Below are 25844 nucleotides of genomic sequence, written 5' to 3'. Positions count from 1 at the left end.
GGCGGACGGCGCGCGGACGGACGACGAGGTCCGTCCGCGCGCCGCCGCCGTACGCGCGGCGCGTGTCAGTCCACGACCTCGAACCCGACGCCGGCCGACGGACGCGGCGCGACGCCGCCCGCCGGCGCGATCGGTTCGCCGACCTCCTCGGACGCGGCGAGCCGGAACCGCACGTACTCCAGCTCGCCGGAGAACTCGTGCCGGGCCGGATAGCTCGGCGACACCGGCGAGTGGATGCTGCGCCCGACGTCCATGCCCGCGAAGCCGTGGAAGAACGGCAGCAACTGCGGGAACAGCGCCTCGCCCGCCGCCTCGCCGTCCACGTACAGACGGCCGGTGCCCTGGCAGTCGGCCGTCTTCGTCAGCTCGAAGGTCAGCTCCACCGGGCCCAGCGGCAGCTCACCCTCGGACCGCAGCACGTAACGGGTGCCGAGGTGGTTGTACTCGTACACCAGGTGGTTGTCCTGGATGTGCAGCACGTACCCGCCGCTGACGTTGCCGAGCACCACGATCACGCCGCCCTGGGTGGCGTCGGTGCGGTGCACCCGCGCGGTGATGGCGTGCGAGCGGTTCATCGTCGGCGGCACCGCCGCGCCGGAGATCGTCGGCACACCGGCCAGGTACGTGAAGTCCAGCCGGTCCCGCACCGATCCGGGGCGCGGCACCCGGGCCCGGATCGCGAATCCCCTGTCGTCCAGCGGCAGCACGTCGTAGCGGGCCGCCTCGATCCAGAACTCCTCGATGAGACGCCGCAGCACCTCCGGATGCTCGGCGGCGAGATCGCGGCTCTCGGTGGGATCGTCCTCGATCCGGTACAGCTCCCAGCGGTCCTCGTCCCAGGAGGTGCCCCGCTCGTGGAACGCCACCGCCTTCCAGCCCTGGTGGTAGATGCCGCGGTGGCCGAACATCTCGAAGTACTGGCGGTCCCGCGACGGCGGTGCCGCCGCGTCGCGCAGCCCGTCGCGGAAGCTGCGGCCGTGCAGCGGCATCTGCGGGACACCCCGGCGTACGGCGGGCGGCCGCACCCCGACCAGGTCGAGCACCGTCGCGGTGACGTCGATGCTGTGCTGGAACTGCGTCCGCACCTCCCCGCCGGGTACGTCACCGGCCGGCCAGCTCAGCACGAACGGCACCCGGACCCCGCCCTCGTGGGTGTGCTGCTTGTAGCGGCGGAACGGGGTGTTGCTGACCTGCGCCCAGCCCAGCGGATAGTTGCTCTGCGCCCGCGGGCCGCCGATCTCGTCGATCCGGTCCAGGCTGTCCCGGAGGTTCTCCGGCACCCGGTTCTGGAAGGCCGTCGGGTTGAGCGTGCCGAGCGGCGTGCCCTCGGGGCTCGCGCCGTTGTCCGACATGATGACGAAGATCGTGTCGTCCAGCCGGCCGATCCGTTCCAGGAAGTCGACCAGGCGCCCGAGCTGGGCGTCGGTGTGGTCGACCATCGCCGCGTACGCCTCCTGCATGCGGGCGAACAGGCGCCGCTGCTCCGGCGGCACGTCGTCCCACGGCACGACGCCCGGGTTGTGCGGTGGCAGCGGCGCGTCCGGCGGGATGATGCCCAGCCCGATCTGCCGCCGGTGCCGGTCCGCGCGGACGACGTCCCAGCCGGCGTCGTAGCGGCCCCGGTACTTCGCCAGATACTCCGGCGGGGCCTGGTGCGGCGCGTGCGCGGCGGCGTACGCCAGATACAGGAAGAACGGCTTCTCCGGGGTGAACGAGGTCTGGTCCCGGACGAACCCGATGGCCCGGTCGGTCAGGTCCTCGGTGAGGTGGTAGCCCTCCTCCGGGGTGGCCGGCGGATCCACCTGATGGTTGTCGTACACCAGCTCCGGATAGAAGTTGTCGGTCTCGGCCTCCAGGAAGCCGTAGTACCGCTCGAAGCCGCGGCCCAGCGGCCACTGGTCGTACGGGCCGGACGGCGTGGTGTGCTCCAGCGGCGCGACGTGCCACTTGCCGACCGCCATGGTGTTGAACCCGGCGTCGACCAGCATCTCCGCGACTGTGGCGGCGGCGTGGGTGATCCGCCCCCGGCCGCTGGGGAAGCCGCTGTCGAAGTTGGACAGCATGCGCATGCCGACGCTGTGGTGGTTGCGGCCGGTGAGCACGCTGGCCCGGGTCGGCGAGCACAGCGGCGAGGTGTGGAAGTTGGTGTACCGCAGCCCGGAGGCGGCCAGCCGGTCGATCGTCGGGGTGTCGATCTCGGCGCCGAAGCAGCCGAAGTCGGCGAACCCGACGTCGTCCAGCAGCACGTACACCACGTTCGGCGTACCCGCGGCGGCCGACGGCGGCGCGCTCCAGTGTTCCGTCGACTCGTCGTAGGTGCGTCCGATGGTCCCCTCGTACGGAGGGTCCGCCAGAGGTCCGGTCACGGTACGCCTCAGCCGGCCGTCGTGCCGCCGTCGAGGACGAGCGTGTGGCCCGTGATCATGCGCGCCTCGTCGCTGGCGAGGAACACCACCGCGTCGGCCGAGTCGCGCGGCGTCGCCATGCGGCCCAGCGGGATCGACGCCCGGAAGTTCTCCCGCGCGCTGTCCGGCACGTCCCCCATCCCGCCCAGGAACGCGGAGAGCATCGGCGTCTCGGTCGCCGCCGGGGCGATCGCGTTGACCCGGACGCCGTGCGGCGCGAGTTCCAGCGCCAGCGCCTTCATCAGGCCGATGACGCCGTGCTTGGCGGCGGTGTACGGCGCGTACCGGGGGCGGGCGATGACCGCCTGGAGCGACGCGGTGAACACGATCGCGCCGCCACCGGCCTCGATCAGCGCGGGCGCGGCGGCCTGCGCGGTCCAGAACGCGCCCTTGAGGTTCACGTCGACCACGCGGTCCAGCGTCGCCTGGTCCACCTCGTCCAGCGGGCCGGTGAACGGCGTACCGGCGTTGGCGTGCATGAGGTCGAGCCGGCCGAACCGCTCGACGGCGGTCTCCACGGCGGCGCGGCAGTCAGCGGCCCGGGTGACGTCGCAGGCGACGCCGACCACGGCGGACCCGAAGCCGGCGGCCGCCTCGGCGGCGCGGTCGCCGTCGAGGTCGGCGATGACCACGCGCGCGCCCTCCTCGACGAGCCGGCCGACGGTGGCCAGTCCGATGCCGCTGGCGCCTCCGGTGACGACGGCGACGCGGTCAACCAACCTCATGTGCTGCTCCTGTTGAATCGGTCCAGGAGGTCGCCGCTCAGGGTGGGCACCGCGGACAGCAGCCTCTGGGTGTAGGGGTGCCGGGGGTCGGAGTAGATCGATTCGGTCTCACCCGTCTCGACGATCCGGCCCTGGTTCATCACCGCGATCCGGTCGCAGAGGTACCGGACGACGGACAGGTCGTGGGAGACCAGGATCAGGGTCAGCTTGAACTGCTCGGCCAGGTCGGTGAGCAGGTTGAGGATCTGCGCGCGCACCGAGACGTCGAGCGCGCTGACCGGCTCGTCCCCGACGATGACCTTCGGCCCGGCCGCGAGGGCGCGGGCGATGGCGATGCGCTGCCGCTGGCCGCCGGAGAACTGGTGCGGGTAGCGGGTCACCGCCTCCTCGGGCAGACCCACGGAGTGCATCAGCTCGGCCACGCGGGCCCGGTGGTCGCCGGGCAGGCGCAGCGCGCGCATCGGCTCCGCGATGATGTCCGCGACGCGCATGCGCGGGTTCAGCGACGACATCGGGTCCTGGAGCACCATCTGCACGTCGCGGCGCAGGAACCCGAGCCGCCGCTCCGGTACGCCGCTGATCCGCTGGCCCTGGTAGAACGCGGTGCCGGAGGTCGGCTGGTCGAGGGCCATGAGGATGCGCGACAGCGTGGACTTGCCGGAGCCGCTCTCCCCCACGATGCCGAACGCCTCGCCCTCGTGGACCTGCACGCTCACGCCGTCGAGCGCGCGGATCGGCCGGCCCGGCGTACGCAGCGACCGCCGCGGGGCGCGGTACTCGCGCACCACGTCGACGGCTTCCAGCAACGGGGTGGTGGTCATGCGCTGGCCTTCCCGCTTCCTAGGGACTGGTCGCTCTCGATCGGGTGGTGGCAGGCCGCCCGCTGGGTGCTGCCGGGCGGTGCTGTCAGCAGCGGGACCGTGGCGCAGACGTCGTCGGCGCGCGGGCAGCGGTTGCGGTACACGCAGCCGGTGGGGAACGACCCGAGCGACGGGACGCGGCCCGGGATGGTGGACAGCCGGCCGCTCCCGTCGGTGCTCTCCAGCACCGTGGACGCCCGCAGGCCCGCCGTGTACGGGTGCCGGGGCGAGTCGAACACGGTCGCCACGTCGCCGTGCTCGACGATCGAGCCGCCGTACATGACGAGCAGTTCCTCGCAGATGCTGGCGACGACCGGCAGGTCGTGCGTGATGAGCAGCAGCGACGCGCCCTCCTCGCGCACCAGCGTGTCCATCAGCCGCAGCATCTCCGCCTGCACCGTGACGTCCAGCGCGGTGGTGGGCTCGTCCGCGACCAGCACGGCCGGGTCGCACGCCAGCGCGATGGCCAGGACGACGCGCTGGCGCTGACCGCCGGAGAGCTGGTGCGGGTACTTGCGCGCGGTGCGGTCGGGCTCGGGGAGCTGGACCCGTTCGAGCAGTTCGACGGCCCGGGCCGAGGCCGCGGCGCGGCTCATCCCCTTGTGCAGCCGCAGCGACTCGGCGACCTGGTTGCCCACCCGCATCAGCGGGTTGAGCGCCGTCATCGGCTCCTGGAACACCATGGCGATGTCGTTGCCGCGGACCGCGCACATCTCCTTGTCGGACAGGTCGAGCAGGTTCCGGCCGTTCAGCAGCACCCGGCCGGACGCGGTCACGCCGTGGGGCAGCAGGCCCATCAGCGCGAGCGCGGTCAGGGACTTGCCGCAGCCGGACTCGCCGACGAGCCCCATCCGCCGGCCCCGCCCGATCTCGAACGAGACGCCCTTGACGGCCTGGATGTCGTGGACCTTGACGACGAGGTCCTCCACCACGAGCCCGCTCACGCCGCTCACCGTCCTCTCAGCCGCGGGTCGAGGGCGTCGCGCAGCCCGTCGCCCATGAGGTTGAAGCCGAGCACCGACAGGGCGATGGCCAGACCGGGCCAGACGGCGAGCATCGGCTGCACGACGAAGTAGTTCTGGGCCTCCTGGAGCATCCGGCCCCAGGTGGGGGTCGGTGGCGGGGTGCCGTACCCGAGGTAGGACAGCGCCGCCTCGGCGAGCACCGCGTGCGCGAACGACACCGACGCCTGCACGATGAGCAGAGCCGCGATGTTCGGCAGCACGTACCGGACCATGAGCACCACGCCGCGGCGGCCGTAGCTGCGCGCGGCGAGCACGAAGTCGCTCTGCAGCACCTGCATCGCGCCGGCCCGGGTGAGGCGGCCGAACACCGGGACGTTCGCGACGCCGATGGCGATCATGCCGGTGAGGGTGGAGGCGCCGAAGCCGGCGGCCAGGATGATCGCCAGCAGGATGGCCGGGAACGCGAACACGATGTCCAGCGCCCGCATCACCGGCTCGCTGAGCCACCGGTGCCCGGTGGCGGCGAGCAGACCCAGCGGTACGCCGACAGCGGCGGCGATGGCGACGGCGACGACACCGACGAACAGTGTGGTCCGCGCGCCGACGAGGAGCTGGCTGACGATGTCCCGGCCGAAGTGGTCGGTGCCCAGCCAGTGCTCGCCGCCCGGGGAGAGCAGCGTCTGGGACGGGTCGACCCGGGTGGGGTCGTACGGCGTCCAGAGGAACGACACGAGTGCGGTGAGGACGACCAGGCCCACCAGGCCGGCGCCGATCACCAGCGTGAGGTTCCAGCGGCGGCGCGGCTTGACGGGGCCGGCCGCGACGACGTCGGCGGTGGCGTCCGGTGGGGCGTCGGCGACTGATGTCATGCCTTGCTCCTCAGCCTGGGGTCGACCGCGTGGTACACCACGTCGACGACGAAGTTGATCAGAAGCACCGCGGCGGTCAGCACCATCACGGTGCCCTGCACCTTCAGCAGGTCGCGGTTGCCCACGTCCTGCAGCAGCATCCGGCCGAGACCGGGCAGGCCGAAGACGTTCTCGATCACGACGGTGCCGATGAGCAGCGTCGCGAGTTGCAGACCGAGGACGGTGATGACCGGGATGGCCGCGTTGCGCAGCGCGTGCCGGGTCAGCGCCTGCGAGCGGCTCAGCCCCTTGGCCCGCGCGGTCTGGATGAAGTCCTCCTGCATGACCTCGACCACCGCGGACCGGACGTAACGCATCAGGATCGCGCCCTGGGCCACGCCGAGGACCAGCGCCGGCATCAGCAGGGCCTGCACGGCGCCGCCGACGTCGTCCCACCCGGTGAACCCGCCGGCGGGCAGCCACTGCAACTTCACCGCGAACACGGTGATGAGCAGGATGCCGAGCCAGAACGACGGAACGGCGATGCCGACCTGGCTCAGCGCGGACAGCGCCGTCCCGATCGCGGTGCGGCTCTTCACCGCGGCGAGGATGCCCAGCGGCACGGCGATGAGCAGCGCCAGCGTCATCCCGGCCAGGATCAGCGGCACCGTCACGCCGAGCTTGTCGGCGATCTCCGAGCCGACCGACACCCCGCTCAGCGGCGAGATACCGAAGTCACCGCGGATCAGGCCGCCGGCCCAGTCGAGGTACCGCTCGGTGAACGGCCGGTTCGTGCCGAACTGCTCCCGCAGCGCCTCCAGCGCCTCCGGGGTGGCGTTCACGCCGAGCATCGCCTGCGCCTGGTCGCCCGGCAGCAGCGCCAGCATCGTGAAGACGAGGATGGACGCGGCGAACAGCGATACCGCGAGGATGGCCAGCCGCCGGACGAAGTAGATCACCATGCGTGTGTGCTCCCACTCCGAGTCATGGCCTGATCATCACCATCTTGGTCACGGTCAGCTCCTCCATGGCGAAGCGCGGTCCCTCCCGGCCGATGCCGGAGTCCTTGACGCCGCCGTACGGCATGTTGTCGGCGCGGAAGCCGGGCACCTCGTTGACCAGCACACCACCGACGTCGAGGCGGCGCACGACGTCGAGGGCGACCGCCAGGTCACGGGTGAAGACGGCGGCCTGGAGCCCGTAGCGGGACCGGTTGACCAGCTCGACCGCCGCGTCCATGTCCGGCACCGACCGGACGCAGACCACCGGACCGAAGATCTCCTCCGCCCAGCACTCGGCGTCCTCGGGGACGTCGACGAGCACCGTCGGTTGCAGCACCCGGCCCTGCGCCGTACCGCCGGCCAGGCAGCGGGCCCCGGCGGCGACCGCACGGTCCACCCACGAGTGCACCCGCTCGGTGGACGCCTCGTCCACCAGCGCGGACACGCGGGTGTCGGCGGACCGGGGGTCGCCGGTGGCGACCGTCGCCAGCAGCGGCTGGAGGCGTTCCAGCAGCGCCTCGCGGACCGGCTCCTCGACGATCACCCGCTGCACGCTGATGCACGCCTGGCCCGAGGCGTAGAACCCGCCGCGTACGACCGCCTCGGCGGCCCGGTCGAGGTCGGCGTCGCGGCCGACGACGAGCGCCGCGTTGGACCCGAGTTCCAGCAGCACCTTGCGCGGGGCCGCGGCGCGGGCGATCTGGTGGCCGACGTGCGCCGACCCGGTGAACGACACGGCGGCGACGGCGGGGTGCGTGGTCAGGAGCTTGCCGACCTCGACGCCACCGGTGACGAGCTGGACCCCGGCGGCCGGGCAGCCCGCCCGCCGGAACAGGTCGACCAGCACCAGCGTGGCCAGCGGCGTGTTCGGCGCCGGCTTCACGATCACCGGGCAGCCGGCCGCGACCGACGGCGCGACCTTGTGCGCGGCCAGGAGCAGCGGGTAGTTGAAGCCGGTGATGCCGACGACGACACCGACCGGGCGGCGTACCCAGAAACCGAGCATGCCCTCGCCGGCCGGCTGCATGTCCAGCGCCACCGTCTCGCCGGTCAGGTGCCCGACCTCCTCGGCGGCTGTCTCCAGCGTGACGAGCGTCCGGGCGACCTCGACCCGGCAGTCGACGAGCGGCTTGCCGGTCTCCAGGACCAGCAGCTCGGCCAGCGAGTCGGCGCGGGCGCGCACCTTGGCGGCGACCGTCGTCAGGATCGCGCGCCGCCGGTGGCCGGGCAGGCCGGCCATCTCCGCGGCGGCCTCCCGCGCGGCGTCGACCGCCGCCTCCGCGTCGCCGGGGTCGCCCCACGGCGCCTGGGTCACGGTGCTGCCGTCGTACGGGAAGCGCACCGGCGCGGTCTGCGCGGTGGTGGTCCAGCCCGCGCCGATCGGCAGCCCGGCGGGCAGCGCGGTGAGCAGCTCCTGCGCGGTCACGACGCCGCACCCGCCCGGGCGCCGGTGGCACCGGTGAGGAAGGCCAGCGCCGCCTCGGCGTAGACCTTCGTCTTGCGGACGATGTCGTCGACCTCGACGTACTCGTCGGGCTGGTGGGCGATCCACTTCGGGCCGGGGCCGTACACCACGTTCGGGATGCCGCTGTCGCGCCACAGGATCGTGCCGTCGGTCGCGCCGGGCACGCCGCCGAAGACGGGCTCGGCGCCGGTGACGGCGCGGTGCGCCTCGGCCACGGCGAGCGAGACCGGGTGGTCCTCCGGGGTGACCGCGCACGGCCGGTCGTCGACGACCTCGACGGCGAAGGTGACGCCGTGCCGGGCGCCGATGGCGTCCGCGTCGGAGCGGACGCGCGCGGCGAGCGCGGCGTGGTCGACACCGGGTACGGTCCGGCAGTCCACGCCGAGCACGGCGCGGCCGGGGATGACGTTGAGCTGGTCGGCGGAGCCGGCGTCCAGGACCGTGGGAGTCAGGTACGTCAGGCCGAGGTGCACGTGCTCACCCGGGTCGGCCTGCAACTCCTTCTGGAACCGGCCGAGCGCGGCGACCAGCTCGGCCACGGCGGGGACGGGGTTGCGGCCGTGCTGCGGCATCGCGCCGTGCGCCATCTTGCCGGTGCAGGTGACCAGCAGCCGGACGGCGCCCTTGGCGACCGCGCAGATCTCCTCCGCCTCCGGCTCGCAGATGATCGCGGCGTCCACCTCGCGGGCCAGCGCTGTCGTGGTGAAGTGCTTCGCCCCGAGCATCTGGCCCTCCTCGTCCACCAGGGCCGCCACCACGATCCGGCCCGGGAACGGCCCGGCCAGCTCGACGGCCCGGGTCGCGTGGATCATCGCGGCGACACCGGCCTTCATGTCGGCGGAGCCGCGACCGTACAGCCGCCCGTCGACGATGTCACCGCCGAACGGGTCGACGGTCCACTCCTCGGGAGCGCCCTCGGTGACGACGTCGGTGTGCCCCTCGAACATCAGCGTCGGGCCGGGCAGGCCGCCGTCCACCACCGCGACGACGTTGGGACGCCCGGGGACGACCTCGGTGACCTCCGGCCGCCAGCCGAACCCCCGCATGACCTGCGCGACGAGTTCCGCCACGGGCTGCTCGCTACGCCCGCGCCCGGCGTCCCAGGTCGAGGGGATGCGGACCAGGTCCTGGGTGAGCGACACGACGGCTTGCTCGTCCACGAGATGGCCGGCGCGGAGGGAGGCGTGGGTGTCCGACGTCATGGCGTCGGAGGTTACGAACTCCGACCCCGGAGGGGAACGTCCAGTTTCCGGGTCGGCGGGGGTACCAGTCGCGGCCGGACCTGGTCTTCTACGGCCGCGGCGACCCGCCGCACCCCCTCGTCGATGCGGTCCAGCGGCATCACCTGGTACCCCAGGCGCAGGTGGTGACGCGGTGCCGGCCGGGCCGCCCAGTACGGCGCACCGGGGTCGAGCAGGACACCCTGCCGGCGCAGCTCGCGGGCCAGCTCCCCGGCGTCCAGCCCGGACGGGCCGGTGATCCACCGGGCCAGCCCGCCGCGCGGCACCGGCTGCGGTCCCCAGCGCACGTGCCGCTCGACCGCCCGCACCATCTCCTCGTACAGCCCCTGGTAGTGGGCGCGGACGCGGCGCACGTGGCGGGCCAGGTCCCGGCTGGCGATCATCTGCGCGAGGGCGCGTTGCATCGGGCCGGGCGGGTGGCGCAGCACGTAGCGGGAGCGGGCCCGCATGGCGTCCACGAGCGCCGGGGACGCCACCACGTAGCCGAGCCGCAGCCCCGGTGCCAGCAGCTTGCTGAAGCTACCGAGGTAGACGACGCGGTCCTCGTCGTCGAGCGCCCGCACCGCCACCGCGGGCATCCCCCGGAACGTCATCTCCGGGTCGTAGTCGTCCTCGATCACGACCGCGTCCGCCGCGCCGGCCCGGCGCAGCAGCTCCTCACGGCGGGACGCCGACATGGTCGCGCCGGTCGGGTACTGGTGGCTCGGCGTCACGTACACGAGCTGGGCGCCGTGCAGGTCGGCCGGCAGGTCCGCGACGACCAGGCCGTCCTCGTCGACCCGGCCGGGCACCACGTCGGCGCCGGCCATCTGCATGATCGTCCGCGCGTCGGGGTAGCCGGGGTCCTCGACGAGCACCACGCTGCCCGGCCGGACGAGGACGCTCGCCAGCAGGTGCAGCGCGTGCGTCGAGCCCAGCGTGATCATCACCTGGTCCGGGTGGGCGGAGATGCCGCGCGCGGGCAGCACGTGCTCGCAGAGCTGACGCACCAGCTCCGGGTCGTCGGCCTGGCCGGCGTCCCCGATGACCCGGGACAGCCCGTCCTGCCGCAGCGCCTCGCGCTGCGCCCGCTCCCACGCGCCGATCGGGAACATGGACGGGTCGGGCTGGCCGACCACGAAGGGGAACGGCGCCCGCGCCCAGGCCGGATCCCGGTGCACCGGTGTGGGCGGCGGTTCCGGCAGCCGCGCCGCCCAGTCGATCGGCTGCATCGGGGAGCGGGCGGTCCGCCGCGCGGCCCGCATCCGCACCACCGCGTCGGAGGAGACGTAGAGACCGCGCCGCGGGACGGTCACGATCAGACCCTGCTCCATGAGCCGGTCGTACGCGGTCAGCACCGTGTTCCGGGAGACGCCGAGCGCCTCGGCCAGGCGGCGCGTGCTCGGCAGCGGGCCGTCGTCGTACTGCCCGGCGAGGATGGCGTCCTCTAGCCCGGTGATGATCTGTTCGTAGAGCGGAACCGTGCTCTGCGGGTTGACCGGCAGCAGGAAATCCGCCACCTCGACCTCCCACTCCCGCGGGGGTCTCGCCTCGTCCCGTCGTCGTACGCCCTGCACACGCCCCATGCGTCCCGCTGGTACTAGCCTAGCCGGAGACCTGGACCTGTTGCGGAGGGCCCGTTCCCGCCACGCTTGGCCGGGCGATGGCAGGTGACGGTCTCCTGCACGCGGACAGGGGTGGACTCATGAGCGCCCAGCGAATCGCGCTGGTGCCCGGCGACGGCATCGGACCGGAGGTCACCGCGCAGGCGGTCAAGGCGTGCGACGCCGCCGCCCGACGGTTCGGGATCGACCTGGTCTGGGAAGACTACGAACTCGGCGCGGACTACTGGCGGATCACCGGCCAGGTCGTGCCGCCGGACGTGGAACAGGAACTGGCCAAGGCGGACGCCATTCTCTTCGGCGCCGTCGGCGACCCGTCGGTGCCGCCCGGCGTGCTGGAACGCGGCCTGGTCATCCACCTGCGGACCGCGTTCGACCAGTACGTGAACCTGCGGCCGGTCAAGCTGCTACCGGGTGTGCCCACGCCCATCGGCGGCCTGCGCCCCGAGCAGTGCGACCTGGTGATCCTGCGGGAGAACACCGAGGGCGCGTACGTCGGCGCGGGCGGCTTCATCCACCGCGGCGGGCCGGACGAGATCGCCACCCAGGAGTCGGTGAACACCCGCAAGGGCGTCGAGCGCCTCATCCGGCACGGTTTCCGGCTGGCCCTGGGCCGCCGCAAGCACGTGACGCTGGTGCACAAGGCGAACATCCTCACCTACGCCGGCGACCTGTGGCAGCGGACCTTCGAGGAGGTCTCGGCGGAGTACCCGGACATCGCTGTGGACTACGTGCACGTCGACGCGATGTGCCTCTACCTGGTGACGCAGCCGGAGCGGTTCGACGTCGTGGTCACCGACAACCTGTTCGGCGACATCATCACCGACCTGGGCGCCGCGGTGCAGGGCGGTCTCGGCCTGGCCGCGAGCGGCAACCTCAACCCGACCGGGTCGGCGCCGAGCATGTTCGAGCCGGTGCACGGCTCCGCGCCGGACATCGCCGGCCGCGGCTGGGCCAACCCCGCCGGGTCGATCCTCAGCGCCGCGCTGATGCTGGAGCACCTGGGTCACCCGGAGGCGGCCCGCAGCCTGGAGGACGGCGTGAAGGCGGTGCTGCCGCGCCTGGGCGCCATGCGCGGGCCGGAGATGGGCATGTCGACCGAGGACTTCGGCGACGCGGTCGCCGCCGTCATCGGCGAGGGCGCGCACCAGGCGGACGCCCTGCCGGCGTGACACGGATGTGAGCACCGAACCGGATCCGGACGGCGGCGGGGGCGCTCCCCCGCCGCCGCCGTGTTGCGCGCCGAGACGCCCGCCCGCCGCCGGCACCGGCGCCGCGGCGGGCGCGAGTGCCGTCCGCTCACCACACGGGGGTACGGACGACCTGATCGCGCTGCCCGGCGGCACCTTCCTCATGGGCACCGACGACCCGGAGGGCTTCCCGGAGGACCTGGAGGGACCGGTCCGGCCGGTGACCGTGGGCCCGTTCGCGATCGGCGCGACGCCGGTGACGAACCGGCAGTTCGCCCGCTTCGTCGACGCCACCGGCTACCGCACGGACGCGGAACGGTACGGCTGGTCCTTCGTCTTCCACCTGCTGCTGGCGCCGTCCGCGCGCCCGTACGTGCTGGACGCGTCGGTGCCGCAGGCGCCGTGGTGGCTGGCCGTCGAGGGGGCGCACTGGGCCGCCCCGGACGGGCCCGGGTCGGGCGTACGGGGACGCGAGCGACATCCGGTCGTGCACGTCTCGCACCGCGACGCCGAGGCGTACTGCCGCTGGTCCGGTACCCGGCTGGCCACCGAGGCCGAGTGGGAGTACGCGGCACGCGGCGGCCTGTCCCGGGCCCGCTACGCCTGGGGCGACGAGCTGACCCCGGACGGGCGGCACATGTGCAACATCTGGCAGGGCGCCTTCCCGGCTGTCAACACCGCGGACGACGGGTTCGCAGGCACCTCTCCGGTGACCGCGTTTCCGCCGAACGGCTACGGCCTGTACGACGTCGCGGGCAACGTTTGGGAACTCACGGCCGAACCCTGGCGCGACCACCGCGGCCGCATCTCACCAGGTGAGAGCGTCATCAGGGGTGGTTCGTACCTGTGCCACGACTCCTACTGCAACCGTTACCGCGTGGCAGCACGGAGTCGGACCACCGTTGACTCCTCGACCGGCAACACCGGGTTCCGGGTGGCCCGGTAGCCGGACGCTGATTGGTACCTGCCGACCCCGCTGAACTGGCCCTTTTGCATCGGGTACCACGCTCATAGTGTCCCGCCTCACAGGCTACGAGCGCCCTTGGCGTTCTTCGCGATGGGACACACGAATGAATCGGCTGAAGATAACGCTGCCCGCCGTGCTGCTCGCCACGGCGCTGGCTCTGACCGCGTGCAGTAGCGACGGCGACTCGAAGACCACCACCGGCGGTGGTTCCGGCAACGGTACGGTCACCCTCGGCGCCTACCTCGAGCCGGTGAGCCTCGACCTGACCGCCGAGGCCGGCGCCGCGATCCCGCAGGTCCTGCTCTACAACGTGTACGAGGGCCTGGTGCGCCAGAACGCCGACACCGGCGAGGTGGAGCCGCTGCTGGCCAGCGAGTGGAAGGTGTCCGACGACGGCACCAAGTACTCGTTCAAGCTCCGCGACGGCGTGACCTTCCACGACGGCCAGAAGCTCACCGCGCAGGACGTGGTGTGGAGCTTCAAGCGGGTGACCGCCGAGGGCTCGACGAACCCGTTCAAGTCGCAGATGACAGTCGTGAAGACCGTCGAGGCGCCGGACGCGTCCACCGTGGACGTGACGCTGTCCCGGCCCAGCCAGAGCTGGCTGTTCGACGTCGCCGGCCGCGTCGGCGTGGTGCTCAAGGAGAACGCCACCGACCTGGGGACGAAGCCGAACGGCACCGGCCCGTTCAAGTTCGACAAGTGGAACCGCGGCGACAGCATCACCCTGGTCCGCAACGACGGCTACTGGGGCGAGAAGGCGAAGGTCGGCACCGCCGTCTTCCGGTACATCACCGACGCCAACGCGCTCAACAACGCGATGCTCTCCGGCCAGCTCGACATCGTGGCGAACATCCAGGCGCCGCAGCTGCTCGAGGTGTTCAAGGGCAACAAGCAGTTCGAGGTGGTCGAGGGCAAGACGACCGGTGAGGTCGTCCTGGCCATGAACAACGGCAAGGGCCCGCTGGCCGACGCCCGGGTGCGCCAGGCCATCCGCCACGCGATCGACCACGACGCGCTCATCAAGACCGTCTGGTCCGGCTACGGCACGAAGATCGGCAGCATGGTGCCGCCCAGCGACCCCTGGTACGAGGACCGCACCGGGGACTTCCCGCACGACCCCGCCAAGGCCAAGCAGCTGCTCGCCGAGGCCGGTCACGCAGGCGGGCTCACCCTGACCATGGACGTCCCGCCGCCCGGCTACGCCCGCGCATCCGCGCAGTTCGTCGCCTCGCAGCTCGCCGAGGTCGGCATCAAGGTGACCCAGAACAACGTCGAGATGCCGCAGTGGCTCGACAAGGTGCTCGGCAAGGCCAACTACGACCTGTCGATCATCGCGCACGTCGAGCCGCGTGACCTGGTCCGCTACGGCCAGCCGGACTACTACTACCGCTACAAGAACCCGGCCGTCACGCAGCTCATGAACGAGGCCGACACGGCCCTGGACGCGGCGACCCGGGACAAGAAGTTCGCCGAGGCCGCCAAGGTCATCTCGCAGGAGGCCGCCAGCGACTGGCTCTTCCTGCTGCCGAACCTCGCGGTGATCCGCGACGGCGTGGAGGGCTACCCGAAGGACGCGGTGACCCAGTCCTTCGACGTCACCAAGGTCTCCAAGAAGTAGCTCGGTTCCACGCGCAGAAGGACCTGGTGGGCTCCGCCCACCAGGTCCTTCTCGCATCCCCCCGCTCCCCGCTCCCCGCTCCCCGCTCCCCGCTCCCCGCTCCCCGCTCCCCGCTCCCCGCTCCCCGCTCCCGCGATCTTGCACTTGCTGCCCCTGGCGCGGGGGATTTCACCCCGTTCGCCGGGGCACCAAGTGCAAGATCGACGGGCTAGGAGGGCCGGGGACGCCCGGGAGCCGTGGACCGTACGCAGCGGACTGCGCAGTCGAGGTGTGCTGCCTACGTGCCCGACGGCGCGGGGCGTCAGCACAACGCACTGCCGGGCGAGGGCCGAACCGCGGGTAAGACGCGTTCCGTCCCGCCGACGACCACGTCCAGCCCTACGGGGCGCGGCCTCTGTGCTCGGCGCCAGCGCGACGCAGCGAGCTGTCGAGGGCAGCGCATCCCCACTCACGCTCCACCGGCCCAGGAGTTGGCGTGCTGCGAAGCGGGTCGGCCTTGAACGGCCCACCCCGTCGATCTTGGAGTTGTGGCGCCCAGGATGTCCCGTGAGCGAAGTGTGCGAGGTGCCACAACTCCAAGATCGACGAGAAGCGCCCCCGAGCGCAGCCCCGAGCGCCAAGGGCGCGCCCCGGGAACGACGTGAGGCGGGCCCCGTCCGGGTGGACGGGACCCGCCTCGATCGTCACGCGCCTACGATGCCGGCGCGAGGTGAGACAGCGGCTGTGTCAGCTGAGCCGGCCGGACGACGCGCGGCGGCGACCCCGCAGGTGCATGCCCAGCAGGCCGACACCGAGGATGCCCGCGGCCAGCAGGCCCGTGGTCACGCCCGTGGAGAGCGTGGGGCCGCCGGTGTTGCCGGAGGCGAGGACCATGCCGTTCTGCGACTCCTGCTGCGTGGTGTTGCCCGCCGGAGCGGCCTTCGGCTTCGGCTTGTCCTTGCCCTTGCCGTTGTCGGCACCGGCCGGCGCGGGGACCGGGGTCTGCGCCAGCGCCTGCGACGCCTGGGCGAAGGTCTCCGGGGTCACGTCCGGGGCGTTGCCCTGCGTACGCCACTGCTTGAGCTGCTTCATGCCCTTGCAGGCCGAGGGGTAGCGGTCGCAGTAGCTGGTGGTGTTGCCGATGCTCTCGGACGAGAGGACCGCCTTGGCGATGGCACGGGCGAGCGTGCTGGCACCGGCGTTGAAGATGGCGTTGAGCTGGCGGCTGTCGGCCGGGTCGTTGATCTGGAGCGCCTCGCCCTTGCCGGTGGACACGGCGAACACGGTGTCACCGTCGCCGAGCGTGTGGATCGGGCTGATCGCGCGGGCCATGCCGTCGTGCGCGTTGCCGGACATGCGCTGGGCAGCGGCCTTCTCCAGCGGGGCGTTGGTGGCCACCACGGCGATCGTGGTGTTGGCCGGCTGCTCGGCGGCGGCGGCCGGCGGGGTCGGCGGGTTGCATTCCTTCTTCTTGGGAGCCTTGTACCCGGCGAACTCGTCGCCGATGCCGTACTTGACGCCGTACAGGGTGCAGTCGGCCGGGTCGACCGGCGAGCCGGCCGGGTTGACGATCACCATCGCGCCGACGTAGATGCCGTCGCCGAGGTGGACGCTCGCGGTGCCGACGCCGCCGCGCATGCCGCCGCCACGGGCGCCGGTGCCGCCGCCGACGCCGCCCTGACGGACCGGACCGTCCGAGGTGGCCTGAGCCGCGAGGTAACCCCACTCGGCGGACGTGCGGGCCTTCGGGTCGCCGCCGCGGCCGAGGTCGAAGATGTCAGCGGCCGGCACGATCGGGGCCACGCCTCCGGCGCCGACGCGTACGCCCTCGCCCCGGTCCTCCAGCCAGCGGATGATGCCGTTGGTGGCCGACAGCCCGTACATGCTGCTGCCGCCGAGCTGGATCGCGTTGACGCCCGGGTTCGAGTTGAGCGGGCTGAGCAGGTCGGTCTCCTTGGTGGCGGGGGCGCCACCACGCTGGTCCACACTCGCCACGGACATCTGCGGCATGTAGACGACCGAGGTGCCGGTCAGGTACGGAGCGGTGTCGGACTGGACCTGGCCGACCTGGATGCCGGGGACGTCGGTGATGGCGTTGTGGGCGCCCGGGGCGCCGGCGGCGGGGTTGGCCGACGCGGGCGACGCGACGAGTACGAGTCCCGGACAGACCAGGGCTGCCGCGGCGATCGCGGCGAATCTGGACGACTTCATGCAGCTTCTCCCATGTGAAGCGGTGCGACCTCCGCCCCGGTCCGGGGCGATCGATGCATTGGGCAACTGGTGGTCCCCCGTGGTACACGACGAGATGTGGGGGAGGCTACTGGTCAGACCAGTTGAAGGGAAGAGCCTGCTCAGCTGATGGCCGACTCGGATAATCCGAGGTCAGGCCACATCAGGCGGATTCAGAGCAATACGTCCACCATCGAGCGCTGCGCCTCCGGGACGTACTCGGCGTAGTAGCGGTGCAGTTCCTCGCGGGTCAGCCGGGTGACCTCGTCGGCCTCCCCGGCGCGCATCGCGTCGAGGACGCGGCGGTGGTGGGCCAGCGTGCGCTCCATCAGGGCCGCACGGTCCGGAGCCTCGGCCAGCTTGGTGGAGATCAGGTCCAGCACCATGCTCCGGACCGCGTCGAGGCAGAGCACGAGCAACTCGTTCCCGGACAGCCGGGCGACGTGCTCGTGGAAGCGGACGTCGGCCGCGCTGAAGGCCTCGTAGCCGTCGGCCACCGCGTCGCGCATGCCCGCCAGCGCCTGCTCCAGCTCGTCCAACTCGGACGGTGACGCCATCCGGGCGGCGACGGAACCCGCAGCCGACTCGATGATCATCCGGAACTGGAGCAGCTCCGCCACGCCGAGCCGGCGGCTGTCCACGACCCGGGCGAACAGCTTGCGCATCGCCGAGGCGGTCGAGGCGATCACCTGCGGCCCGAGCGGGTCACCGGGGCGCGAGCGGATCAGGCCGCTGCTCTCCAGCACGCGCAGCGCCTCACGCACGGTGGACCGGCTGACGTCGAACTGCGTGGTCAGCTCGCGCTCGCTCGGCAGCCGGTCCCCCGGCCGCAGATCCCCGGCAGCGATCCGCTCCTCGACCTGCCGGACGATCCCCTCGTACGCCCTCACGGTGCGTACTGGAGCGAACGAGACACCCTTCGGCATGGCGAACCTCCCGACGCACGGCGGCCTCGCGCCGCTGTGAACAACGGTACGGGTCGTTGGCCCGTCGGACAGGGAGGGTCAGGCCGTGGGAGGCGGCGAGCCCATCGCCACGTCGTCGACCTTGATGTTGATCTCGTCGACCCGCAGGCCGTACGCCTCGACGGCGGACGCGACAGCGATGCGTACCTCGTCGGTCACCTGCGGAACCGGGTGGCCGGCCTCGATCACGAGGACCAGGTTGATCACGGCCGCGCCGTTGGTGACGTGGGCCGTGCAGCCCCGCCGGGCGTCGCCGACCTGGTCGAGCCCGACCCGGTCGAGCACCGCGTTGAAGAACCGGGCCACGTCGCCGCCCAGCTCGGCCACGCCGGGCACCCCTCGGGCGGCGGCCACCGCGATCTTCTCCACCACCTCGTCGGAGACGTGCGTGGTCCCGCCCGCCACCGCGTCCGGAGTCAGCTGAAGTTCCTGGGTCGCCTCGTCAGCCATGCTCTCCCACCCGTCGCACCGCCCCGCGCCGGCGGCGTGGGGCGGTGCGAGCGTACTGGACGGAGGCGGTCCGCAGTGGACGGCCGCCGGGTTCAGCGCGCCCCGGCCGGCGCCGGCTCGCCGATCCCGTCCAGCCCGCCGGAGGCGCCCGGCACCGGGTGCGGCCCGGTGCCATCCGCTGCCTGCTCGCGTCGCCGGAGCCACCGGTCGACGCCGAGGTTGAGCAGCAGGCCGACCGCGGCCCAGACCGCCACGACGGCCAGGTTCCGCCCGACGCCGACCCCGCCGAAGTAGACCAGCGACCGGGCCGTGTCCACAGCGGCGGGCAGCGGCAGGACGCCCTGGAGCGTCCGGAAGAACTCCGGCACCATGTAGATCGACAGGCCGCCGCCGGACGCGGGCACGCCGGCCATCATCAGCACCACCATCATCGGGACGATCGCGGCGAGGCCGAAGGTACGGGTGAACACGGCGGTCACCAGCGACACGGCGAAGATGGTGAGCGCGCCGAAGCCGATCATCTCCGGGGCGTGCCCGTTGACCGCGCCGATGATCACGTCGAACAGCAGCCACAGCCAGGTGGACATGCCGATCGCCCAGCCACCGAGGATCGGCAGGAACTGGCGCAGCCGCCGGATGTGCGGCGCCCCGCCGCGGAGCACTGCCAGCATCAGGAAGCCGGACATGATCCAGGACATGCCGACGTACAGGCTGTTGCTGCCCATCGTGTCGGTCTCGCTCAGCGGCGACACGTCGGTGACCGCCAGTGGCATCTGCTGCCCGGCCGCCACCTGCCGGAACATGGTCTGGACCATGGTGTGCTGGCTGGACCCGGCGGCCGAGGACGAGTACAGCACGGCCTCGCCGCCGGGCGTGGACGGCAGCACGTACGCGGCGACCAGGTCACGCGCGAGGATGCGTTCCCGGGCCTCGTCCACCGATGCGGCCACGGTGATGTCGGCGACGCCGTTCAGGCCCGCCCGCAGCCCGGCGGCGGCCCGCTCGGCCTGCTCCGGGACGGCGGCGACCACCGCGACCGGGATGTCGTGGGGCTCCGGCTTGTGCATGGAGAAGCTCATCAGGCCCACCACGACGACGAGGATGCTCAGCGGGAACGCCGCGACCGTCGCGTACCGGAACCGCTTGGACCGCGGCGGCCCGCCGGCGAGTGCGGGCAGCGGCGTGTCCGGGCCGTCGACCTGCGGCGCCTGCGGGATGGGCGCCCCGCCGCGCTCCTTGAGCAGGCAGAGCGCCACGGCGGCGACGATCCACGCGGCGAGCGTCAGCAGGTGGACGCCGATGCCCCGGCCGTCGAAGTAGAGCGCCGACCGAAGCGCCTCGCCGGCCGCCGGCAGGGGCAGTACGCCGTGCAGGAACTGGAAGAACCCGGGCATCGTGTGGACCGGCAGCGCCAGGTTCGACGCGGGCATGCCGAACACGACGAAGAGCAGCATCCCGAGCAGGACCGCCAGCGGCCCCATCAGCTTGGTGAACAGCAGTTGGGCGAGACCGACGGCGGCGGTGGCGAGCATGCCGACGCCGAGGAACGTGAGGTAGTGGCCGTCCACCGCGCCGACGACCGGGCCGAGGATCAGCCAGACGATCGTGCTGGTCAGCGCGGACCAGCCGGCGACCAGCGGGACGAACCGCCGCAGGCGCAGCAGGTGGGGGGTGGCCATCAGGAGCAGGCTCAGCGGCACGTAGCCGGCGAGCATCATGCCCATCGCGGCGAACAGCACGGCGATACCGGCCCGGTCCTCGTCGGGCAGCGCGGCGACCTCCTCGGTCGTGGCCGTCCACTGCTGCTGCACCGCGACCGGGGCGAGGAGCTGCTGGGCGGTGGCGGCGCCGGAGGCCCCGGCGGCCGACGCCGTGAAGATCGTCGCCTGGTCCGACCCGGCGGCCGGGAGTTGCAGCGCGCCGCTGATCTCCCGGTCCCGCAGCAGCTCGACCGCGGCGTCACGGGAGGTCACCAGCCGGGCCTCGACCGGCTCTCCCGGGGTGGCGTTGAGCGCGTCCACGACGCCCTGCGCCTGGGCGCCGCTGCCGACCACCGCCACCGGCATCTGCCGGGGGTGGGGCGAGTGCATCGTCGCCATGTAGGTCGCGAACATCATCGTGACCATGAGGAACGGCATGACGAAGAGGGCGACCGAGCGGATGATCCGCTCCTTGCGGTCGGCGGCGTTCGGCTCGGCGGTCGCCGGGTCGGTGGTGGACGGCACAGGCATGCTCCGGACTGGGTTCGCGGCCGCGTCGGCGGCCAGAATGTAAGTCAACTGACTTACGCAGTGTAGGTGACGCCGACGCCGGACCACGAAACGACTAGGTTTGGCCTGCGCCACAGTCGCGCGGTCCACGAGGAGAGGTGCGGTCATGGCACGGTCGGAGGCAGCCCGCGTCGCGCTGCTCGACGCGGCCGAACGCCTGTTCGCCGAGGAGGGGATCGCCCAGGTCTCCGACCGCCGGGTGGCCGAGGTCGCGGGCAACACCAACCACTCCGCGGTGCGCTACTACTTCGGCGGCCGGGAGGGCCTGCTGCGGGCCCTGGTCGCCCGGCACATGGACGCCCTCGCCGGACCCCGCCGGGCGATGCCCGAGCAGCCCGACTCGGTCCTCGGCGACGTACGCAGCCTCGTGCAGCCGTCCATGGCGGTGCTCGCGAGCCTGCCCCGGCCGAGCTGGCGTGCCCGTTTCCTCGCCCAGGCACTGCACGACCCGACGCTGCGGGTGCTGATGCGCGAGGCGTTCGAGTCGGCCTTCGTCGACCTGCCGGTCCGCGCCTCACTGGCGTCGCGCCTGGCGCACCTCGATCCGGGGGTGGTGGCCGGCCGGGCGGCCCTGATCGCCCGCATCGTCATGACCGCCACCGCCGAGGTCGAGGCCCGCGCCGAACAGGACGGGCAGGACCCGCGCTGGCTGGACGTCGGGGACTTCCTCGCCGACGCCATCGCCGGCATGCTGGCGGCCCCGGTCAGCCGGGCCGGAACCGCCAACCCACTCACCGACGCGGAGCTCTGAGAGGCCGGCCGGGACGACCCGGCCGGCCGCGCCTCAGGAGCCGAGCTGGGAGATCAGTTCCTCCGCCGCCGCGTACGGGTCGATGGCGCCCTCGGCCACCTTGGCCGCGAGCGTCGGGAGCTGCGTACCGTCGCGCAGTGAGCCGATCCGGGCGCGCAGCGCGCCCAGCGCGATCGCCTCGATCTCGGCGGCGGCCCGCGCCTCCCGGCGGCGGCGCAGCTCGTCGTGGCGCTCCAGCCAGTCACGGTGCTTGTCGATCGCGGCGGCGATGTCGTCGATGCCCTCGCCGCGGGCGGCGATCGAGCGGACCACCTGCGGGCGCCACTCCCCCGGCCCGCGCTCGCCGAGCGCGATCATGCCCTGGATGTCACGGACGGTGGCGTCCGCGCCGTCCCGGTCGGCCTTGTTGACCACGAAGACGTCGGCGATCTCCAGGATGCCGGCCTTGACCGCCTGGATCGCGTCGCCCATGCCCGGCGCGAGCAGCACCAGGGTGGTGTCCGCCAGCGAGGCCACCTCCACCTCGGCCTGCCCGACGCCGACGGTCTCGACGAGCACCACGTCGCACCCGGCGCCCTCCAGCACGCGCACCGCCTGCGGCGTCGCCGCGGAGAGCCCGCCCAGGTGGCCCCGGCTGGACATCGAGCGGATGTAGACGCCCGGGTCGGTCGCGTGGTCCTGCATCCGGACCCGGTCACCGAGGATCGCGCCGCCGGTGAACGGGCTGGACGGGTCGATGGCCAGCACGCCGACCCGGTGCCCGCGCGCCCGCAGCGCGCGTACCAGCTCGTTCGTGGTGGTGGACTTGCCCACGCCGGGCGAACCGGTCAGGCCGACCACCTGGGCGTGCCCGGCGTACGGCGCGAGGGCCGCCGCGACCCGCGGCAGCACCTCGTCGCCGGACTCGACCAGCGTGATCAGCCGGGCCACCGCGCGGGGGTCACCCGCGCGGGCCCGTTCCACCAGCATGGGTACGTCCCGGCTGCGGCGCACCGGCCCGGAGGCCGCCGCCGGGGCGTTCTGTGCATCGTTCACAGGTATCAGCAATCAGCTCTCGGCGCCGTTCGGCACGTGGATGATCAGCGCGTCGCCCTGGCCGCCACCGCCGCAGAGCGCCGCCGCGCCGGTGCCGCCGCCGCGCCGCTTCAGCTCCATCGCGAGCGTGAGTACGAGGCGGGCGCCGGACATGCCGATCGGGTGGCCGAGCGCGATCGCGCCGCCGTTGACGTTGACCTTGTCGGGGCTGATGCCGAGGTCACGGGTGGACTGGATGCCCACCGCCGCGAACGCCTCGTTGATCTCGATGAGGTCGAGGTCCTCGATGCTCAGGCCGCCCTTCTTCAGGGCGTGGTTGATCGCGTTCGACGGCTGCGAGTGCAGGGAGTTGTCCGGGCCGGCCACGTTGCCGTGGGCGCCGATCTCGGCCAGCCAGGTCAGGCCCAGCTCCTTGGCCTTGGCCTTGCTCATCACGACCACGGCGGCCGCGCCGTCGGAGATCGGCGAGGAGCTGCCGGCGGTGATGGTGCCGTCCTTGGTGAAGGCGGGACGCAGCTTGCCGAGCGACTCGGCGGTGGTGTCCGGACGGATGCCCTCGTCCTCGCTGATCACCAGCGGGTCGCCCTTGCGCTGCGGGATGACCACCGGGGTGATCTCGTCGCCGAAGTGGCCGTTCTTCTGCGCGGCGGCGGCACGCTGGTGGCTGGCCGCGGAGAACGCGTCCTGCTCCTCGCGGGTGATGCCGTGCTTCGCGCCGTGCCGCTCGGTGGACTCGCCCATCGAGCAGCAGTCCCAGGCGTCGGTGAGGCCGTCGAGGGCCATGTGGTCCTTGACCGTCACGTCGCCGTACTTGTAGCCGGAGCGCTGACCGAGCAGCAGGTGCGGGGCGTTCGTCATCGACTCCATGCCACCGGCCACCACGACGTCGAACTCACCGGCCCGGATGAGCTGGTCGGCGAGCGCGATCGCGTCCAGCCCGGAGAGGCAGACCTTGTTGATGGTCAGCGCCGGGGTGGACATCGGGATGCCGGCCTCGACGGCCGCCTGCCGGGCCGGGATCTGCCCGGCGCCGGCCTGGAGCACCTGGCCCATGATCACGTACTGGACCTGCTCGGGCGCGACGCCGGCGCGCTCCAGGGCCGCCTTGATCGCGATGCCACCGAGCTTGGTCGCGGGGAGGTCCTTGAGGTTGCCCAGCAGGCGCCCCATGGGGGTCCGCGCGCCGCTGACGATCACCGAAGCCATTGCCTGCCTCCGAGGGGGTGCCGACCTGTACGCCTTAACGATTGTTAGGACGCACCATAGCGGCCGGGAGTAGATCGATGACGGTGACCCCGAGCACATCGGCGATTCGCTGAAGGTCGTTCAGGTCGATCGGCTGCTGTCCGGTTAGCCGATAGCTCACCCACGATGGCGAGACCCCCAGCATTTGCGCCAGCTTGCGGCCACTCATCCGCCGTCGGGTGAGGAGTACGCGGATCTCCTCGGCGACGGCCTCAGACAGCGTGGCTGTTCGCGCTGCATCAATGCTCATGACCTAAGACTGATAGCGATTCGGTATCACGTCAACCCCAATCCGAAACTATGGCCGAGCAACATTGACAGTGTCGCGCTATGCGTGACACTGTGGCGACATGGACGCCAATGGTCGCCGGGAGGCGATAGCCGCCGAGGTCCGCGCCGAGCTGGCACGCCAGCGCAAGACGCAGCGCGACGCGGCCGAGATTCTCGACCTCCCGCAGCCGTCCGTGCAGCTGCGCCTGGCCGGCAAACGGTCGTTTCGCGCCGAGGAACTGACCACCCTCGCCGACGCCTTGGGCGTGCCTGTCGCGCAGTTCCTGACCACACCGGAGCGGGTCGGGTGACGCCCTTTCCGTGGCAGAAGCCGATCGGCGCACCTCGCCCGTCGACGGCCCCGAAGCCGCGGACCCCCGGGAAGCCACCCAAGCCCAGCAAGCCCAAGCCCAGGGGCGCGACCCGCCCCATCCCACGGAGGGGATGACTGGAGATGACCGACACCCTGCGTCACAGCAAACTCGCCGCCCTCGCGGCAGCCCTCAACGACCAGCGCACCCGCGCCCTGGACCTGGTGGTCCCGGCCCGGGAGATGACCTTCGACGCCGGCGCGCTGCGGCTGCGTGACGCCCCACCGGTCCTGACCGACGACGGCGTCACCGACCCCAACGGCCGGTACACGCCCACCGGCGTCGGGGATGAGGGCATCGCGGAGAAGCTGAACATCCCGATCAAGTACCTGCGGCGGCTGCGCGCTGAGGCTCCGGACCTGTACGACGCCAACGTCAACGGCTGGCTGTCCCGCTCCACCGACTCCTACCTGGTGCGGCTGCTGCGCGGCGACGCCGAGACGGTCGAGACGCGGGGCGTGCTGCGGGCGTTCCTGTCCGACCGGTACCGCACCATTGACAACTTCGACGTGCTGCTGGCCGCGTTGCAGGGCATCCAGCGGACCTGCCAGACGATGCCGGACTTCTCAGCCGATCTCACCGACCGGCGCATGTACGTCCGGGTGACGCACCCGGGCGTCGCGGCGTACGCGCCGTCGCTGCTGGAGGGCTACCGGTCGCCGTTCGACGGCCGCGACGTCGGTAACGGCTGGACCCCGCAGCGGGTCGCCCGCGCCGCCGGCGGGGAAGGGCAGGCCATCGCGGCCGGCGCGGAGCCGATCGTGTTCGCCGGGTTCGTAATCAGTAACTCGGAGACCGGCGGCGGCGCGTTCTCGATCACGCCCCGGCTGGTCGTGAAGGTGTGCAACAACGGCCTGACGATCACCGCCGACGCGCTGCGCGAGGTGCACATCGGCGGCCGGCTCGACACCGGTGTCATCCGTTGGTCGGCGGACACGCAGCGCAAGAGCCTCGACCTGGTCACCGCGCAGACCGCCGACGCGGTCGCGACCTTCCTGGACGCCGACTACGTCAAGGCGAAGGTCGCCGAGCTGGAGGAGAAGGCCGGCACGCCGGTCAACGACGCGCAGGGCGTCATCACCACGGTCAGCAAGAAGCTCGGCTTCACCGAGGCGCAGCAGGCGACGATCCTCGACCACTTCATCCGGGGTGGGCAGGTCACCGCCGGAGGTGTCCTGCACGCGGTCACCTCGGCCGCGCAGACCCTCGCCGACGGTGACGCCGCCTGGGACATGGAGGCCGCCGCCTTACCCGCGCTGGCTCTCGCCGCGCGCAGCGGGTGACCGCCTGCGGGGCCGGCGCGCAGTTCTGTGACGCCGGCCCCGCCCCCTGGCTGACCCCGCCGACGCATCCCCCTCTCGTCTTCCCGCAAACCTCCCCCCGAAGGACG

Annotated in this window: 22 protein-coding genes; 6 read left to right on the top strand and 16 right to left on the bottom strand. The window is 72.3% G+C overall.

Annotation, left to right across the window (positions count from 1 at the left end; genetic code table 11):
* Window positions 1–65: 65 nt before the first annotated feature.
* From ACN27C_RS14530 to ACN27C_RS14490, 9 genes are read right to left on the bottom strand one after another with little or no spacing between them, the layout of a single operon-like run.
* Window positions 66–2366: a sulfatase-like hydrolase/transferase gene (locus ACN27C_RS14530; protein WP_422751389.1), complete on the bottom strand. Its 2301-nt coding sequence runs from the start codon at window positions 2364–2366 to the stop codon at window positions 66–68.
* Window positions 2367–2374: 8 nt separating this feature from the next.
* Complete coding sequence (locus ACN27C_RS14525) at window positions 2375–3130, bottom strand: SDR family NAD(P)-dependent oxidoreductase (RefSeq protein ID WP_121685035.1); 756 nt, start codon at window positions 3128–3130, stop codon at window positions 2375–2377.
* Window positions 3127–3951 carry an ATP-binding cassette domain-containing protein gene (locus ACN27C_RS14520; protein ID WP_121685034.1) on the bottom strand — a complete coding sequence of 275 codons (825 nt, stop codon included), beginning with the start codon at window positions 3949–3951 and terminating at the stop codon, window positions 3127–3129. Before ACN27C_RS14520 ends, ACN27C_RS14525 begins: the two co-directional genes overlap by 4 nt.
* Window positions 3948–4934: an ABC transporter ATP-binding protein gene (locus ACN27C_RS14515; RefSeq protein ID WP_422751388.1), complete on the bottom strand. Its 987-nt coding sequence runs from the start codon at window positions 4932–4934 to the stop codon at window positions 3948–3950. Before ACN27C_RS14515 ends, ACN27C_RS14520 begins: the two co-directional genes overlap by 4 nt.
* Window positions 4935–4939: 5 nt before the next feature.
* Window positions 4940–5824 carry an ABC transporter permease gene (locus ACN27C_RS14510; protein ID WP_073830545.1) on the bottom strand — a complete coding sequence of 295 codons (885 nt, stop codon included), beginning with the start codon at window positions 5822–5824 and terminating at the stop codon, window positions 4940–4942.
* Window positions 5821–6765 carry an ABC transporter permease gene (locus ACN27C_RS14505; RefSeq protein ID WP_104114889.1) on the bottom strand — a complete coding sequence of 315 codons (945 nt, stop codon included), beginning with the start codon at window positions 6763–6765 and terminating at the stop codon, window positions 5821–5823. Before ACN27C_RS14505 ends, ACN27C_RS14510 begins: the two co-directional genes overlap by 4 nt.
* 22 nt (window positions 6766–6787) lie before the next feature.
* A complete protein-coding gene (locus ACN27C_RS14500; RefSeq protein WP_422751387.1) occupies window positions 6788–8230 on the bottom strand; it encodes an aldehyde dehydrogenase family protein in 1443 nt (480 codons plus the stop codon).
* Window positions 8227–9471, bottom strand: a complete 1245-nt coding sequence (locus ACN27C_RS14495) for a M20 family metallopeptidase (RefSeq protein ID WP_252450511.1) — start codon at window positions 9469–9471, stop codon at window positions 8227–8229. Before ACN27C_RS14495 ends, ACN27C_RS14500 begins: the two co-directional genes overlap by 4 nt.
* An 11-nt stretch (window positions 9472–9482) precedes the next feature.
* Complete coding sequence (locus ACN27C_RS14490; RefSeq protein WP_422751386.1) at window positions 9483–11009, bottom strand: PLP-dependent aminotransferase family protein; 1527 nt, start codon at window positions 11007–11009, stop codon at window positions 9483–9485.
* A 185-nt stretch (window positions 11010–11194) separates the two neighbouring features.
* Here ACN27C_RS14490 and ACN27C_RS14485 point away from each other — a divergent pair, with 185 nt between their 5' ends.
* The 3 genes from ACN27C_RS14485 to ACN27C_RS14475 all read left to right on the top strand — a co-directional run bounded on the left by ACN27C_RS14485 (window position 11195) and on the right by ACN27C_RS14475 (window position 14889).
* Window positions 11195–12283, top strand: a complete 1089-nt coding sequence (locus ACN27C_RS14485) for a 3-isopropylmalate dehydrogenase (RefSeq protein ID WP_262014038.1) — start codon at window positions 11195–11197, stop codon at window positions 12281–12283.
* 7 nt (window positions 12284–12290) lie between these two features.
* On the top strand, window positions 12291–13247 hold the full coding sequence (locus tag ACN27C_RS14480; protein ID WP_422751384.1) for a formylglycine-generating enzyme family protein: 957 nt from the start codon (window positions 12291–12293) through the stop codon (window positions 13245–13247).
* A gap of 124 nt (window positions 13248–13371) precedes the next feature.
* A complete protein-coding gene (locus ACN27C_RS14475) occupies window positions 13372–14889 on the top strand; it encodes an ABC transporter substrate-binding protein (RefSeq protein WP_422751383.1) in 1518 nt (505 codons plus the stop codon).
* 726 nt (window positions 14890–15615) lie between these two features.
* Here the strand turns inward: ACN27C_RS14475 and ACN27C_RS14470 are convergent.
* The 4 genes from ACN27C_RS14470 to ACN27C_RS14455 form a co-directional block, all read right to left on the bottom strand.
* Window positions 15616–17079, bottom strand: a complete 1464-nt coding sequence (locus tag ACN27C_RS14470; RefSeq protein WP_422751382.1) for a P1 family peptidase — start codon at window positions 17077–17079, stop codon at window positions 15616–15618.
* A 191-nt stretch (window positions 17080–17270) separates the two neighbouring features.
* Window positions 17271–17987, bottom strand: coding sequence for a FadR/GntR family transcriptional regulator (locus tag ACN27C_RS14465; protein WP_422751381.1), 717 nt, complete (start codon window positions 17985–17987; stop codon window positions 17271–17273).
* A gap of 114 nt (window positions 17988–18101) precedes the next feature.
* Window positions 18102–18512, bottom strand: coding sequence for an Asp23/Gls24 family envelope stress response protein (locus tag ACN27C_RS14460; RefSeq protein WP_121686410.1), 411 nt, complete (start codon window positions 18510–18512; stop codon window positions 18102–18104).
* Window positions 18513–18604: 92 nt separating this feature from the next.
* Window positions 18605–20743, bottom strand: coding sequence for an ABC transporter permease (locus ACN27C_RS14455; RefSeq protein ID WP_422751380.1), 2139 nt, complete (start codon window positions 20741–20743; stop codon window positions 18605–18607).
* 145 nt (window positions 20744–20888) lie between these two features.
* On the opposite strand from ACN27C_RS14455, the gene ACN27C_RS14450 reads away from it, so the two are divergent.
* Complete coding sequence (locus ACN27C_RS14450; RefSeq protein ID WP_422751379.1) at window positions 20889–21533, top strand: TetR/AcrR family transcriptional regulator; 645 nt, start codon at window positions 20889–20891, stop codon at window positions 21531–21533.
* A 33-nt stretch (window positions 21534–21566) separates the two neighbouring features.
* Here the strand turns inward: ACN27C_RS14450 and meaB are convergent, their stop codons facing one another.
* From meaB to ACN27C_RS14435, 3 genes are read right to left on the bottom strand one after another with little or no spacing between them, the layout of a single operon-like run.
* Complete coding sequence (meaB, locus tag ACN27C_RS14445) at window positions 21567–22568, bottom strand: methylmalonyl Co-A mutase-associated GTPase MeaB (protein WP_422751378.1); 1002 nt, start codon at window positions 22566–22568, stop codon at window positions 21567–21569.
* Window positions 22569–22580: 12 nt separating this feature from the next.
* Window positions 22581–23774 (bottom strand): acetyl-CoA C-acetyltransferase, encoded by a 1194-nt coding sequence (locus ACN27C_RS14440; protein ID WP_194800615.1) that lies wholly within the window; start codon window positions 23772–23774, stop codon window positions 22581–22583.
* A gap of 34 nt (window positions 23775–23808) precedes the next feature.
* A complete protein-coding gene (locus ACN27C_RS14435) occupies window positions 23809–24063 on the bottom strand; it encodes a helix-turn-helix domain-containing protein (RefSeq protein WP_422751377.1) in 255 nt (84 codons plus the stop codon).
* A gap of 100 nt (window positions 24064–24163) precedes the next feature.
* On the opposite strand from ACN27C_RS14435, the gene ACN27C_RS14430 reads away from it, so the two are divergent.
* A complete protein-coding gene (locus ACN27C_RS14430; RefSeq protein ID WP_422751376.1) occupies window positions 24164–24394 on the top strand; it encodes a helix-turn-helix domain-containing protein in 231 nt (76 codons plus the stop codon).
* A 143-nt stretch (window positions 24395–24537) separates the two neighbouring features.
* Window positions 24538–25737, top strand: a complete 1200-nt coding sequence (locus ACN27C_RS14425) for a DUF932 domain-containing protein (RefSeq protein ID WP_120573444.1) — start codon at window positions 24538–24540, stop codon at window positions 25735–25737.
* Window positions 25738–25844: the final 107 nt, after the last annotated feature.

The sequence above is a fragment of the Micromonospora sp. WMMD1219 genome (genome assembly GCF_049315215.1).
In the GTDB taxonomy this organism is placed as follows: domain Bacteria; phylum Actinomycetota; class Actinomycetes; order Mycobacteriales; family Micromonosporaceae; genus Micromonospora; species Micromonospora tulbaghiae.
Note: the sequence above shows the minus strand (reverse complement) of the source record. Positions and strands in the feature narration are given on the sequence as shown.

What these genes read in the sequence shown, in the direction of transcription:
- ACN27C_RS14470 (WP_422751382.1), bottom strand. Translation starts at nt 17,079, where the DNA reads ATGAAGTCGTCCAGATTCGCCGCGATCGCCGCGGCAGCCCTGGTCTGT.
- ACN27C_RS14425 (WP_120573444.1), top strand. Translation starts at nt 24,538, where the DNA reads ATGACCGACACCCTGCGTCACAGCAAACTCGCCGCCCTCGCGGCAGCC.
- ACN27C_RS14495 (WP_252450511.1), bottom strand. Translation starts at nt 9,471, where the DNA reads ATGACGTCGGACACCCACGCCTCCCTCCGCGCCGGCCATCTCGTGGAC.
- ACN27C_RS14440 (WP_194800615.1), bottom strand. Translation starts at nt 23,774, where the DNA reads ATGGCTTCGGTGATCGTCAGCGGCGCGCGGACCCCCATGGGGCGCCTG.
- ACN27C_RS14520 (WP_121685034.1), bottom strand. Translation starts at nt 3,951, where the DNA reads ATGACCACCACCCCGTTGCTGGAAGCCGTCGACGTGGTGCGCGAGTAC.
- ACN27C_RS14475 (WP_422751383.1), top strand. Translation starts at nt 13,372, where the DNA reads ATGAATCGGCTGAAGATAACGCTGCCCGCCGTGCTGCTCGCCACGGCG.
- ACN27C_RS14525 (WP_121685035.1), bottom strand. Translation starts at nt 3,130, where the DNA reads ATGAGGTTGGTTGACCGCGTCGCCGTCGTCACCGGAGGCGCCAGCGGC.
- ACN27C_RS14435 (WP_422751377.1), bottom strand. Translation starts at nt 24,063, where the DNA reads ATGAGCATTGATGCAGCGCGAACAGCCACGCTGTCTGAGGCCGTCGCC.
- ACN27C_RS14460 (WP_121686410.1), bottom strand. Translation starts at nt 18,512, where the DNA reads ATGGCTGACGAGGCGACCCAGGAACTTCAGCTGACTCCGGACGCGGTG.
- ACN27C_RS14430 (WP_422751376.1), top strand. Translation starts at nt 24,164, where the DNA reads ATGGACGCCAATGGTCGCCGGGAGGCGATAGCCGCCGAGGTCCGCGCC.
- ACN27C_RS14505 (WP_104114889.1), bottom strand. Translation starts at nt 6,765, where the DNA reads ATGGTGATCTACTTCGTCCGGCGGCTGGCCATCCTCGCGGTATCGCTG.
- ACN27C_RS14450 (WP_422751379.1), top strand. Translation starts at nt 20,889, where the DNA reads ATGGCACGGTCGGAGGCAGCCCGCGTCGCGCTGCTCGACGCGGCCGAA.
- ACN27C_RS14510 (WP_073830545.1), bottom strand. Translation starts at nt 5,824, where the DNA reads ATGACATCAGTCGCCGACGCCCCACCGGACGCCACCGCCGACGTCGTC.
- ACN27C_RS14455 (WP_422751380.1), bottom strand. Translation starts at nt 20,743, where the DNA reads ATGCCTGTGCCGTCCACCACCGACCCGGCGACCGCCGAGCCGAACGCC.
- ACN27C_RS14485 (WP_262014038.1), top strand. Translation starts at nt 11,195, where the DNA reads ATGAGCGCCCAGCGAATCGCGCTGGTGCCCGGCGACGGCATCGGACCG.